Origin of the sequence: Kitasatospora sp. NPDC092039 (assembly GCF_044756065.1) — a bacterium.
GTDB lineage: Bacteria > Actinomycetota > Actinomycetes > Streptomycetales > Streptomycetaceae > Kitasatospora.
The window spans coordinates 201,554-214,242 of the sequence record NZ_JBIVSD010000012.1; the positions used below are offsets into that span (position 1 = coordinate 201,554).

Consider the following 12,689-nt stretch of genomic DNA (forward strand, 5'->3'; position numbering starts at 1 on the left):
GAACGAGCCACCATGGCTGCAACCTCCCTTGACCTCGCCAGGGTCCGCAACATCGGGATCATGGCGCACATCGACGCGGGCAAGACCACCACCACCGAGCGGATCCTGTTCTACACCGGTGTCTCGTACAAGATCGGTGAGGTCCACGATGGCGCTGCCACCATGGACTGGATGGAGCAGGAGCAGGAGCGCGGCATCACGATCACGTCGGCCGCGACGACCTGTCACTGGACCGTCGACGGCGTCGACAACACCATCAACATCATCGACACCCCGGGTCACGTCGACTTCACCGTCGAGGTGGAGCGTTCGCTGCGCGTCCTCGACGGTGCCGTGACGGTGTTCGACGGTGTCGCCGGTGTCGAGCCCCAGTCCGAGACCGTGTGGCGGCAGGCTGACCGCTACGGCGTCCCGCGCATCTGCTTCATCAACAAGCTGGACCGCACGGGCGCGAACTTCTTCTTCTGCGTCCAGACCATCGTGGACCGCCTCGGCGCCACCCCGCTGGTCATGCAGCTCCCGATCGGTGCCGAGTCGGACTTCCAGGGCGTTGTCGACCTGGTCCGCATGAAGGCCCTGGTCTGGTCCGCCGAGGCCGCCAAGGGCGAGATGTACGACGTCGTCGACATCCCGGCCGACCTGCAGGAGCAGGCCGACGAGTACCGCGAGGCGCTCATCGACACGGTCTCGAACGTCAGCGACGAGATCATGGAGCTCGCCCTCGAGGGCGAGGAGATCCCGGTCGAGCTGCTGCAGGACGCGATCCGCAAGGGCACCCTGAACTCGGACTTCACCCCGATCTTCTGCGGTACCGCCTTCAAGAACAAGGGCGTCCAGCCCCTGCTCGACGCGGTCGTCAAGTACCTGCCGTCCCCGCTGGACATCGAGTCCATCGAGGGCACCAAGCCGGGCGACGACACCGTCAAGATCTCCCGCAAGGCCTCGGACGACGAGCCGCTCGCCGCGCTCGCGTTCAAGATCATGTCGGACCCGCACCTCGGCAAGCTCACCTTCGTCCGGGTCTACTCGGGCCGCCTGGAGTCCGGCACCTCGGTGCTGAACGCCGTGAAGGGCAAGAAGGAGCGCATCGGCAAGATCTACCGCATGCACGCGAACAAGCGTGAGGAGATCGACTCGGTGGGCGCCGGCGACATCATCGCCGTCATGGGCCTGAAGCAGACCACCACCGGTGAGACGCTGTCCGACGAGAAGAACCCGGTCATCCTGGAGTCCATGGACTTCCCGGCCCCGGTCATCCGCGTCGCGATCGAGCCCAAGTCCAAGGGTGACCAGGAGAAGCTGGGTGTCGCCATCCAGCGTCTCGCCGAGGAGGACCCGTCCTTCCAGGTCAACACGGACGAGGAGACCGGCCAGACCATCATCGCGGGTATGGGCGAGCTGCACCTCGAGGTGCTGGTCGACCGTATGCGCCGTGAGTTCAAGGTCGAGGCCAACGTCGGCAAGCCGCAGGTCGCGTACCGCGAGACCATCCGCCAGGCGGTCGAGCGCATCGACTACACCCACAAGAAGCAGACCGGTGGTTCCGGTCAGTTCGCCAAGGTGCAGATCGCGATCGAGCCGCTCGAGCAGGCCGAGGGCTACGAGTTCGTCAACCAGGTCACCGGTGGCCGCGTTCCGCGCGAGTACATCCCGTCGGTCGACGCCGGTTGCCAGGAGGCCATGGAGTTCGGCATCCTCGCCGGCTACCCGCTGCAGGGTGTCCGCGTGAAGCTGCTGGACGGCCAGGCGCACGACGTCGACTCCTCCGAGCTCGCGTTCAAGATCGCCGGTTCGATGGCCTTCAAGGAAGGCGCGAAGAAGGCCAAGCCGGTCCTCCTCGAGCCGATGATGGCCGTCGAGGTCACCACGCCCGAGGACTACATGGGCGACGTGATCGGCGACATCAACTCTCGCCGTGGCCAGATCCGGTCCATGGACGAGCGTCACGGTGCCCGCGTCGTCTCGGCGCTGGTGCCCCTCTCCGAGATGTTCGGCTACGTCGGTGACCTGCGCAGCAAGACCTCTGGTCGCGCGAGCTACTCGATGCAGTTCGACTCGTACGCCGAGGTTCCGAAGAACGTGGCGGACGACATCATCGCCAAGGCCAAGGGCGAGTGACGTCCCGATAATCGGGACGATAGCGAAGCCTTAGGCTATTAGGAGGCAACCCGGGAGGATCCGGTCGGATCCTCCCGGGGCCTCCGGCCCCCCACCAGCGGGACGGCACGGGATGTCCTCCGGACAACCCGCACCAAAACCGATTTCAGACCAACTGACGTCAGCACGGCGTACAGGAACTGTCCTCAGGAGGACTCAGTGGCGAAGGCGAAGTTCGAGCGGACGAAGCCCCACGTCAACATCGGCACCATCGGTCACATCGACCACGGTAAGACCACGCTGACCGCGGCCATCACCAAGGTGCTGCACGACGCGTACCCGGAGATCAACCCCTTCACGCCGTTCGACCAGATCGACAAGGCGCCGGAGGAGCGGCAGCGCGGTATCACCATCTCCATCGCGCACGTCGAGTACCAGACCGAGGCGCGCCACTACGCCCACGTCGACTGCCCGGGTCACGCCGACTACATCAAGAACATGATCACCGGTGCCGCCCAGATGGACGGCGCCATCCTGGTGGTCGCCGCCACCGACGGCCCGATGCCGCAGACCAAGGAGCACGTCCTCCTGGCCCGCCAGGTCGGCGTCCCCTACATCGTCGTCGCCCTGAACAAGGCCGACATGGTGGACGACGAGGAGATCCTGGAGCTCGTCGAGCTCGAGGTCCGCGAGCTGCTCTCCGAGTACGAGTTCCCGGGCGACGACCTGCCGGTCGTCCGCGTCTCCGCGCTGAAGGCGCTGGAGGGCGACAAGGAGTGGGGCGAGAAGCTCCTCGGCCTGATGCACGCCGTCGACGAGGCCATCCCGACCCCGGCCCGCGCCGTCGACCAGCCGTTCCTGATGCCGATCGAGGACGTCTTCACGATCACCGGTCGTGGCACCGTCGTCACCGGTCGTATCGAGCGTGGCATCCTCAAGGTCAACGAGACTGTCGACATCATCGGCATCAAGGAGACCAAGACCACCACCACGGTCACCGGCATCGAGATGTTCCGCAAGCTGCTCGACGAGGGCCAGGCCGGTGAGAACGTCGGTCTGCTGCTCCGCGGCATCAAGCGCGAGGACGTCGAGCGCGGCCAGGTCATCATCAAGCCGGGTTCGGTTACGCCGCACACCGACTTCGAGGCCCAGGCCTACATCCTGTCGAAGGACGAGGGTGGCCGCCACACCCCGTTCTTCAACAACTACCGCCCGCAGTTCTACTTCCGTACCACGGACGTGACCGGCGTCGTGACCCTCCCCGAGGGCACCGAGATGGTCATGCCGGGCGACAACACCGCCATGACCGTCGCGCTGATCCAGCCCGTCGCCATGGAGGAGGGCCTCAAGTTCGCCATCCGTGAGGGTGGCCGCACCGTCGGCGCCGGCCAGGTCACCAAGATCGTCAAGTAATCTGACGTTCTGACCTGCCTGCCTCGTACAGGCTCAGTCCGCAGGGCCCCGCGCACTCCTGGTGCGCGAGGCCCTGCGGCGTGTCGGGGTATCGAATCGACGGAGATCAGGTAACAGGTCCGTTGAGAGTGCCCTTAGAATGGGCTGCTATCCTGCCGCTCATTGGCTCTCCCCCGCCGCCGTCCGCGATGCTCAGGGTACGGAGGGGGAAGGATTCCGGCCGGTGGGACGACCCGGCGGTCCATGCCTCCCAACCGCTTTCGGATTACATGGGGACAGGCGAAAAGGATGCTCAACGCAGTGGAGCAGGGAGTCGGGCGGACCGGGGAGCCGGCGCCGCTGTTGTCGGTCGTCATGCCGATCTACAACGAGCAGGAGGCGCTGCCGCTGACCGTGCGGCGCCTGCGCCCGATCCTCGACGGCCTGGGGATCACGTACGAAGTGGTCGGCATCGACGACGGAAGCACGGACGCCACCCCGGTGCTGATGCAGAAGATCCACCAGGACTGGCCGGAGTTCCGGATCGTCCGGTTCGCCCGCAACTCCGGGCACCAGGCCGCCCTCACCGCCGGCATCCACCGCGCCTTCGGCGACTACGTCGTCTCCATCGACGCCGACCTCCAGGACCCGCCGGAGAAGATCCCCGAGATGCTCTCGCTCGCGCGGGAGCAGGACCTCGACATCGTCTACGGCGTGCGCGGCGACCGCGGCACCGACACGATCTTCAAGCGCCGCACCGCCGGCGCCTACTACTGGCTGATGCGCAAGCTCGTCGGCAAGAAGATGCCCAACCAGGCCGGCGACTTCCGGTTGCTCAGCCGTGCGGCGGTGAACGCCCTCAAGGCGATGCCCGAGCACCAGCCGGTCTACCGGCTGCTGGTACCGTGGCTCGGCTTCCCGAGCGGCGAGGTCGTCTACGTGCGCGAGGAGCGGGTCGCGGGCGCGACCCACTACCCGCTGTCCAAGATGGTCCGCCTCGCCGTCGACAGTGTCACCAACTTCTCCGCGAGTCCGCTGCGGCTCGCCACCTGGCTCGGGCTGCTGAGCTTCCTGCTCTGCTTCGCCCTCGGCGTCTACACCGTGGTCATGTACGCATTGGACAAGACCGTCCCCGGCTGGTCCTCGCTGTTCATGGGCATGCTGTTCCTCGGCGCGGTGCAGCTCGTCTGCATGGGCCTCCTGGGCGAGTACGTCGGCCGCATCTACTCGGCGGCCCAGGCCAGGCCGGCCTACTTCGTCGGCTACGACTCGGCGGAGGGGCCCGACCCCGCGACGGCTCGTCGCAGCGCCTCCTGCACGGGCTGACCGGAGTCGTTCCGCCGCCGGTCGACAGACCGCCGTCGGCCTCCGGGCCGTGCCGCGGGCTGTGAGCTTGGACGAGAGAACGGACACCATGCATACGAACAGCACTGCGACTGGAGCGCCGGCCACCGGAGAACGTCCGGGTGTCCCGGCGCCGTCCGGCGGCGCGGCGGACGGGGGACCCGGGGCCCGCGCCTTCTGGCGGTTCCTCCCCGCAGTCTGCGCGTACCTGTTCCTGGTGGGACTGCTGCTGGCCGCGGACACCAGGGTCGGCGACGTCGCCCGGTACACCTTCTACGCGGGCTGGGGCGTGGTGCTTCCGGGCACCCTGGTCTTCCGGGCCCTGCGCAGGCGTCCGCACACCCTGCTGGAGGACCTCGTCTTCGGCGCGGTGACCGGGCTGGTGCTGGAGCTGGCGGCGTGGGCGGTCCTCGTCGGCGCGGGCCTCCAGTCGGTGGCGGTCGGGTGGCCGCTCGCCGTGGTCGTCCCGTTCGCACTCGTCCCGGCCCTGCGCCGGCACTGGCGCGTCGGCGGTTACCGGCGGCAATCCCTCGGCCTCTCCTGGTCGATGGCCGGGCTGGTGGGCCTGACCAGCCTTTACTACTACCTGGTCTTCCTGTCGAAGTTCCCGGTCCTGGCGACGGACGAGAAGTCACGGCTGTTCGGCGACATGCCGTACATGCTGTCGCTGGCGGCCAACGCCAAGCAGCACGTGCCGCTGACCTTGCCGCAGGTGGCGGGGGAACCACTCCACTACCACTGGTTCACGTTCGCGCACATGGCGATGACCGACATGGTCGGCCACATCGACCTGCCGGTGGTCGAGACCAGGCTGCTCGTCCCCGCGTTCGTCGCGCTCGGCGCGCTGATCACGGCCGTGGTGGCCCAGCGGATCACCGGTCGGGCATGGGCCGGCCCGCTCGCCGCGCTGCTGCTCTTCGCGGTCGGGGAGTTCACCGCGGTCTACCCGAACACCGTGATGAGCTGGACCTTCGGCGCGCCGGCCATCCGGTTGATGTCCTGGTCGAGCATGTCGCTGACGTACAGCCAGCCACTGTTGATCGCGCTGGTCGGCGTGGTCGCCGACAGGCTCCGCAGGGTCGGTCCGGGAGACGCGGACGGGCCGTCCGGCGCGCCGGAGTTCGGGAGGGGAGCCTTCGTCCTGACGGCGATGTTCGCGACCGCCTCCAGCGCGGCCAAGGCGAGCACCCTCCCGGTGGCACTCGCGGGCCTGGCCGTCGCCGGCCTGGCGGTCCTGATCAGGACCCGGCGCATCCCCTGGACGGTCGTCGGGCTGGGTGCGGTCATCGCGGGGGCCCAGCTCTTCGCGACGGCGGTGATCTTCGACTTCGAGAGTTACGGCCTCGAGGTCCTCCCCTTCGGCAACATCCAGAAGTACTGGGCCGAACCCCTGGAGGGCCGTCCGGTGCTGCTTCAGGGCGGTCTGGTCGCGGTCGTCCTGATCGCCTTCTTCCTGAACCACCAGATCAAGCTGCTGGGCGCGGTGCCGCTGCTGTGGCGGCGCAGGCTCCGGCTGAACGCGGAGCAGTGGTTCCTGCTCGGCGCGGTGGTCGCCGGTCCGGCGGCCTATCTGATGGTCAACGGCTACAACGCCAGCTACTTCACCATCTCCGCGATGCCCTTCGGAGCGGTGCTGTCCGCCTGGGGGTACTGCGAGGCCTTCGAACGGGCCACGCTGCCCAGGGCCGCCAAGTCCGCCCTGGCCGTCGGCGCGGTGGCCCTGACCGGGCTGTTCACGTGGCTCTCGTACCGGTACTCGGCGGACTGGGAGGCCTTCCTGCGCGAGCACACCGGGGACGGCACCGGCACCGAGTCGTACACGCCGCTGCTGCCGGCGCTGAGCGTGGCGGCCGCGTTCGCGGTACTGGCGGTGCTCGTGGGGCTGCTCTGGCGCCTGTTCTCCAGGACGGCGCGCGGCCTGCGGCGCCGGGGCGGGATCGTCCTGCTCACCGCCGGACTGACGCTCGGCACCCCGGGCCTCGCCCTCGACGCCATCCAGGCCCATGAGTCCCCCTGGGACGGCAGTTGGGTGATGCCCGCGAGCCAGGTGAACGCCGCGCGCTGGATCCGCTCGCACAGTGCGCCCTCGGACATCCTGGCGACGAACAGCCACTGCTGGCAGTACGAGGACTACGCGGACGGTCTGCCGTGCGCCAACTACCGTTCGCACTGGCTCGGCGCCTATTCGGAGCGGTCGGTCCTCATCGAGGGCTGGGCGTACGCACCGAGACTGATGTCCAGCTCGAACGGGTCGTCGGCCTCCGGTTCGCCGTTCTGGGACACCGAGCTGTTCCAGCTCAACGAAGCCGCGTTCTACGCGCCGACGCCGGACGTCCTGAACCGGCTGCACCGTGAGCACAAGGTCCGCTACCTCGTGGTCCAGCGGATGGCGGGGGCCGAGTCGCCACAGCTGAGGAACTTCGCCAAGCCGGTGTTCGACAATGGCCGGGTGGCTGTGTACGAGCTCTCCTGACCCGACGAACGAAGCAGCGGACCATGATCTCCACCGACAACGCGCCGGCGCCGGCACCCGACGGCCCGGCGGCCGCGACGGCCGGCACCACCAAGCGGCAGCTGCCGTCGTTCGTGGTCATCGGCGTGCTCAGCACGCTCTTCTGCCTCGGCCTGTACGTGGTGGCCCGCCATGTCGTCGACCCGCAGGCGGCCAACCTGATCGCCATGGCGGTGAGCGCGGTCGCCAACACCGCGGCCAACCGGCGCTTCACCTTCGGCATCACCGGCTCGCAGGGCGCGGTGCGCCAGCAGCTCCAGGGCGCCGTCGCGTTCATGATCGGTCTGGGCCTGAGCAGCGGCGCGCTCGCGCTGCTGGCCCACTTCGCGCCGCACGCCTCGCGGATGGTCGAGGTCGCCGGCCTGGTCGTGGCGAACGGCCTCGCGACGGTGGCCCGGTTCGTCCTCCTCAAGCTGTGGGTCTTCAGGACCCGTTGAGGGAGAACCGGGCCACCTGGGCCTGACGTCCGTGCGGGATCAGGGCGCGGGGACCGCGGCCCTGACGGACTCCGCGGCCTGCTCGGCCGAGGTCGGGACGGCGACCTTGGAGGCCCGGCGTTCGGCCAGCGCGCGCACCGGCCGCGGCGTCCAGTCCTTCGCCTTCAGCGCGGGCTTCTCGACCAGGTACCAGGAGAGCGCGGCAAGGACGACCGTCCCGGCGAGGGACAGCAGGAGGTAGACCTTCATGCCGTACGCGTTGCCGCCGACTGCGGCGACGGCCTGCTCCACGGTGAAGCCGTACACGTAGATGCCGTAGGAGAAGTCCCGCTTGACGCCGATCCGTTGGAACGGCCTGGGCAGCCGGACCGCCAGCCAGAAGAGCAGGTATGCGAAGGCCGGGTAACCGAACGCGAACAGACCGCCGTAGCGCATGCTGGCGACCAGCACGACGACCGACAGCAGCGCGAGCCCGGCGTTGATCGGGATCCGCTCCTTGTACAGCTGCACCGTGGCGCCGAGCAGGAAGACGAACGACAAGTAGACGAAGTACTGCGTGTAGACCTGGCCGAAGACCGGCACGTGGAGGTAGAAGCCCATGCTGTGCGGGTTGTTGACGAAGCCGGGGGTCGACCGCCAGTCCTCGAAGATCAGGATCCAGCCGACCAGGGTCAGCAGCGGCACCGTCCTCTTCGCGCGCAGCAGCACCCCGCCGGCGGCCAGCAGGCCCATCATGACGTAGCAGAGCATCTCGTAGTCGAGCGACCAGAGGGAGCCGTTGATCCCGGGGTCGTGGTTGGTGCCGGCCCGCATGCCGTCGTCGATGACGTTCGAGATGTCGAACCCGGTCGAGAGCGAGGCGTTCCAGGCGCCCGCCAGGTAGTTCAGCGGCCCGTGCGGGTGCGACCAGTAGCCGGTGAGCGAGCCGTGGGTCCGGTAGTACAGGGCGGGTGCCACCAGCAGGACGCAGACCAGGAGCGAGGCCCAGAGCCCGGGCAGGATGCGCAGGGCGCGGTGCCAGGAGTACCGGCCGGCCGTGCTGCGCACGGCACTTCCGGTGATCATGAACCCGGACAGTGCGAAGAAGCCGACCACCGCGAGCCGCCCGAGGTCGATCTGGCCACCGCTGAAGTGGGAGAGCGGAGCGGGCCGGCCGAATCCGAGCGGGTAGGCGTGCGAGTAGACGACGGCTACCGCGAGGGTCGTCCGGATCGCGCCGAAGCTGTTCACCCGGCCGGACAGACTGCCTCCCCTCAGCCACGCAGGGCGTCGGGTGTCGACGCCCCCGCGTATGCCGTGTGAGCGTCCCGCATGGTGGGTCATGGTCCGTCCGTTCCGGCCGGCTGGGGAGCGGCCTGGGAATGGGCCTGTGATGGGGGCAGGGAGAACGGCCGAGGGGACGGACTCGCCTGCGCTCGCCCCCTCGGCCGACCGGGCCGCGCTGCTACCGCTTGAGCGAGTCCGTGTAGGCCTTGCAGGCCTGGTAGTCCGGCAGCAGGCCGCCGGCGAGCGCCTCCGCGAGGGAGGGCGCGACCGCGTCGCGGGCCGACAGCTGCGGGGCGTCGGTCGGCCACTCGATGCCGAGCTCCGGGTCCAGCGGGTGCACGCCGTGCTCGCCGGTCGGGTTGTACGTCGCCGAGCAGAGGTAGGTCAGCGTGGCGTCGTCGGTCAGGGCGCAGAAGCCGTGGCCGAGGCCCTCGGGGATGTAGACGGCCTTGCGCTCGGTGTCGTCCAGCCGGACGAACTCCCACTTGCCGAAGTTCGGCGAGCCGACCCGCAGGTCGACGATGACGTCCAGCACCGCGCCGCGGGTGCAGGCCACGTACTTGGCCTGGCCGGGCGGGACGTCGGCGAAGTGGATGCCGCGGACGACGTCCTTGGCGGAGAGCGACAGGTTCGCCTGGGCCAGGTTCAGCGGGTGGCCGACGACCTCGGCCAGGCGGTCGAAGCGGTACCACTCGGTGAAGTGGCCACGGGCGTCGCCGTGCACCTGCGGAGTGATCTCGAAGGCGCCCTCGATGGAGAGCTCACGGAACTTCACCGGGCGGCCTCCTCTTCGAGCAGGCCCAGCAGGTACTGGCCGTAGCCGCTCTTCAGCAGCGGCTCGGCGAGCTCGCGCAGCTGGACGTCGTTGATCAGCCCGGCCCGCCAGACGGCCTCCTCGATGCAGCCGATCTTGAAGCCCTGGCGCTCCTCGATGACCCGGACGAACTCCGAGGCCTGGACCATCGACACGAACGTGCCGGTGTCCAGCCAGGCGGTGCCGCGGTCGAGGATCGTCACGTGCAGGTCGCCGGTCTGCAGGTAGGCGTCGTTGACGGCGGTGATCTCCAGCTCGCCGCGGGCGCTCGGCTGCAGGTTGCGGGCGATCTCGACGACCCGGTTGTCGTAGAAGTACAGGCCGGGGACGGCGTAACGGGACTTGGGCTCGGCCGGCTTCTCCTCGATGGAGAGGACCTGGCCGTTCCCGTCGAACTCGACCACGCCGTACGCGGTCGGGTCGGCCACCGGGTACGCGAAGACCCGGCCGCCCTTGATGTCGGAGTGCTCGGTGAGCGCGGTGCCCAGGCCGGTGCCGTGGAAGATGTTGTCGCCGAGGATCAGGGCCACCGGCTCGTCGCCGATGAAGTCCGCGCCGAGCACGAAGGCCTGGGCGATGCCCTCGGGCTTCTCCTGGACGGCGTACTGGAGCTTCAGGCCGAACTGGGAACCGTCGCCCAGCAGCCGTTCGAACTGGTCCCGGTCGTTCGGGGTGGTGATGATCAGGATTTCGCTTATCCCGGCCATCACCAGGGTCGAGAGGGGGTAGTAGATCATCGGCTTGTCGAAGACCGGGAGGAGCTGCTTCGACACCGCACGGGTCAGGGGCCACAGCCGCGAGCCGGTGCCGCCGGCCAGGAGGATTCCACGCATGGGTGCACCCTATTCGAGAACCGTGAACGCGGGAGGGGCCGGGTCGGGAGGGCGTTCGGGCGGCGGTAGACTACGCGCATTATGCGCATCCTCGTGACCGGCGGCGCCGGATTCATCGGTTCGGAGTTCGTCCGTCAGCTCCTGGGAGCTGACGAGAACGCCCGGATCACGGTCTTTGACAAGCTCACCTACTCGGGTGTCCTGGAGAACCTGGCCCCGGTGGCAGACCACAAGGGCTACGCCTTCGTCCAGGGCGACATCTGCGACGCGGACGCCGTCGACCAGGTCATGCCTGGCCACGACGTGGTGGTGCACTTCGCCGCCGAGTCCCACGTGGACCGGTCGATCGCCGGTGCGGGCCCGTTCGTGCTGACCAACGTCGTGGGCACCCAGGTGCTGCTCGACGCGGCCCGCAAGCACGGCGTCGGCCGCTTCGTGCACATCTCCACCGACGAGGTGTACGGCTCGATCAACGAGGGCTCCTGGACCGAGACCTGGCCGCTGGAGCCGAACTCGCCGTACTCGGCCTCCAAGGCCTCCTCCGACCTGCTGGCGCTGGCCTACCACCGCACCCACGGCATGGACGTCGTGGTGACCCGCTGCTCCAACAACTACGGGCACTACCAGTTCCCGGAGAAGGTCATCCCGCTGTTCACCACCAACCTGATCGACGGCAAGAAGGTGCCGCTGTACGGCGACGGTGGCAACATCCGCGACTGGCTGCACGTCTCGGACCACTGCCGGGGCATCGAGCTGGTCATGCGCGGCGGCCGGGCCGGCGAGGTCTACAACATCGGCGGCGGCACCGAGGCCACCAACAAGGAGCTGACCGGCCTGCTGCTCGAGGCCGCCGGCGCCGGCTGGGACATGGTCGAGCACGTCGAGGACCGCAAGGGCCACGACCTCCGCTACTCGATCGACATCAGCAAGATCCGTGAGGAGCTCGGCTACGAGCCGCAGGTCCGCTTCGAGGACGGCCTCGCCGCGACCATCGCGTGGTACCGCGAGAACCGCGCCTGGTGGGAGCCGCTGAAGCAGAAGGCGGCCCTGGCCAAGTGACCGCGAACGCCGCCGCGCCCGTGCGCTGGCTGGTCACCGGCGCGGCCGGGATGCTCGGACGGGACCTGCTGTCGGTGCTGGGCGCCGACGCGACCGCCGAGATCACCGCGCTGCGCCGGGCGGACCTCGACATCACCGACGCGGCGGCCGTCCAGGCCGCCGTCGAGGGCCACGACATCGTGGTCAACTGCGCCGCGTGGACGAACGTCGACGCGGCGGAGACCGAGGAGGACGCCGCCACCGCCGTCAACGGCACCGGTGTGCGCCACCTGGCCGCGGCCTGCGCCAAGAGCGGCGCGCGACTGCTGCACGTCTCCACCGACTACGTCCTGCCGGGCGACGCCACCGAGCCCTGCCCGGAGGACGCCCCGACCGCGCCGGTGAACGCGTACGGCCGCGGCAAGCTGGTGGGGGAGCGGGCGGTCGCCGAACTGCTCCCCGAGCACGGCTACGTCGTGCGCACCGCCTGGCTGTACGGCGAGCACGGCCCGAACTTCGTGGCCACCATGCTCAAGCTCGCCGCCCAGCGGGACACCCTGGACGTGGTGGACGACCAGCACGGGCAGCCGACCTGGTCGTACGCGCTGGCCGGCCGCCTGGTCGAGCTCGGCCGGGCCGCGCTCGCCGGGCGGGCCCCGGCCGGGGTCTACCACGGCACCGCGAGCGGCCGCACCACCTGGTGCGGACTGGCCCGCGAGAGCTACGCGCTGAGCGGGCTGGACCCGGAGCGGATCCGCCCGACCACGTCGGAGGCCTTCGTCCGCCCGGCCGCCCGACCGGCCTTCAGCGTGCTGGCCCACGACCGCTGGGCCGCCGCCGGACTGGCGCCGCTGCCCGAGTGGCGGGCCATGCTGGCCGAGGCCCTCGCCCGGCCCGTCTTCGCCGAACTGGCCGCCACGGCCCGGAGCACCGAGAGCGACAGACCTCAGTGAAGA

Annotated in this window: 10 protein-coding genes; 7 read left to right on the top strand and 3 right to left on the bottom strand. The window is 69.2% G+C overall.

Annotation, left to right across the window (positions count from 1 at the left end; translation table 11 throughout):
* The first annotated feature begins 12 nt into the window (after nt 1-12).
* The 5 genes from fusA (at nt 13) to ACIQI7_RS23965 (ending at nt 7,782) form a co-directional block, all read left to right on the top strand.
* A complete protein-coding gene (gene fusA / locus ACIQI7_RS23945; protein WP_387756307.1) occupies nt 13-2,118 on the top strand; it encodes an elongation factor G in 2,106 nt (701 codons plus the stop codon).
* A 198-nt stretch (nt 2,119-2,316) separates the two neighbouring features.
* On the top strand, nt 2,317-3,510 hold the full coding sequence (gene tuf / locus ACIQI7_RS23950) for an elongation factor Tu (RefSeq protein WP_355253441.1): 1,194 nt from the start codon (nt 2,317-2,319) through the stop codon (nt 3,508-3,510).
* 288 nt (nt 3,511-3,798) lie between these two features.
* The gene (locus tag ACIQI7_RS23955; RefSeq protein WP_401113169.1) at nt 3,799-4,815 is read left to right on the top strand and encodes a glycosyltransferase family 2 protein; all 1,017 of its coding nucleotides are present in this window, start codon (nt 3,799-3,801) and stop codon (nt 4,813-4,815) included.
* Between the two features lie 235 nt (nt 4,816-5,050).
* Nucleotides 5,051-7,306 (top strand): hypothetical protein, encoded by a 2,256-nt coding sequence (locus ACIQI7_RS23960; RefSeq protein ID WP_401113171.1) that lies wholly within the window; start codon nt 5,051-5,053, stop codon nt 7,304-7,306.
* A 23-nt stretch (nt 7,307-7,329) separates the two neighbouring features.
* On the top strand, nt 7,330-7,782 hold the full coding sequence (locus tag ACIQI7_RS23965) for a GtrA family protein (protein ID WP_401113173.1): 453 nt from the start codon (nt 7,330-7,332) through the stop codon (nt 7,780-7,782).
* Nucleotides 7,783-7,821: 39 nt separating this feature from the next.
* Here the strand turns inward: ACIQI7_RS23965 and ACIQI7_RS23970 are convergent, their stop codons facing one another.
* From ACIQI7_RS23970 to rfbA, 3 genes are all read right to left on the bottom strand, one after another.
* A complete protein-coding gene (locus ACIQI7_RS23970) occupies nt 7,822-9,012 on the bottom strand; it encodes an acyltransferase family protein (RefSeq protein WP_401113174.1) in 1,191 nt (396 codons plus the stop codon).
* A 214-nt stretch (nt 9,013-9,226) separates the two neighbouring features.
* Nucleotides 9,227-9,823: a dTDP-4-dehydrorhamnose 3,5-epimerase gene (gene rfbC / locus ACIQI7_RS23975; protein WP_401113176.1), complete on the bottom strand. Its 597-nt coding sequence runs from the start codon at nt 9,821-9,823 to the stop codon at nt 9,227-9,229.
* Nucleotides 9,820-10,695: a glucose-1-phosphate thymidylyltransferase RfbA gene (gene rfbA, locus ACIQI7_RS23980; protein ID WP_401113177.1), complete on the bottom strand. Its 876-nt coding sequence runs from the start codon at nt 10,693-10,695 to the stop codon at nt 9,820-9,822. Before rfbA ends, rfbC begins: the two co-directional genes overlap by 4 nt.
* Before the next feature lie 81 nt (nt 10,696-10,776).
* Between rfbA and rfbB the strand changes: the two genes are divergently transcribed.
* Together rfbB and rfbD are read left to right on the top strand one after the other, a co-directional pair.
* Nucleotides 10,777-11,754, top strand: coding sequence for a dTDP-glucose 4,6-dehydratase (gene rfbB, locus ACIQI7_RS23985; RefSeq protein ID WP_387756318.1), 978 nt, complete (start codon nt 10,777-10,779; stop codon nt 11,752-11,754).
* A complete protein-coding gene (rfbD, locus tag ACIQI7_RS23990; protein ID WP_401113180.1) occupies nt 11,751-12,686 on the top strand; it encodes a dTDP-4-dehydrorhamnose reductase in 936 nt (311 codons plus the stop codon). The genes rfbB and rfbD overlap by 4 nt, the downstream gene beginning before the upstream one ends.
* Nucleotides 12,687-12,689 lie beyond the last annotated feature (3 nt).

What these genes read in the sequence shown, in the direction of transcription:
- rfbA (WP_401113177.1), bottom strand. Translation starts at nt 10,695, where the DNA reads ATGCGTGGAATCCTCCTGGCCGGCGGCACCGGCTCGCGGCTGTGGCCC.
- rfbB (WP_387756318.1), top strand. Translation starts at nt 10,777, where the DNA reads ATGCGCATCCTCGTGACCGGCGGCGCCGGATTCATCGGTTCGGAGTTC.
- fusA (WP_387756307.1), top strand. Translation starts at nt 13, where the DNA reads ATGGCTGCAACCTCCCTTGACCTCGCCAGGGTCCGCAACATCGGGATC.
- ACIQI7_RS23965 (WP_401113173.1), top strand. Translation starts at nt 7,330, where the DNA reads ATGATCTCCACCGACAACGCGCCGGCGCCGGCACCCGACGGCCCGGCG.
- ACIQI7_RS23955 (WP_401113169.1), top strand. Translation starts at nt 3,799, where the DNA reads ATGCTCAACGCAGTGGAGCAGGGAGTCGGGCGGACCGGGGAGCCGGCG.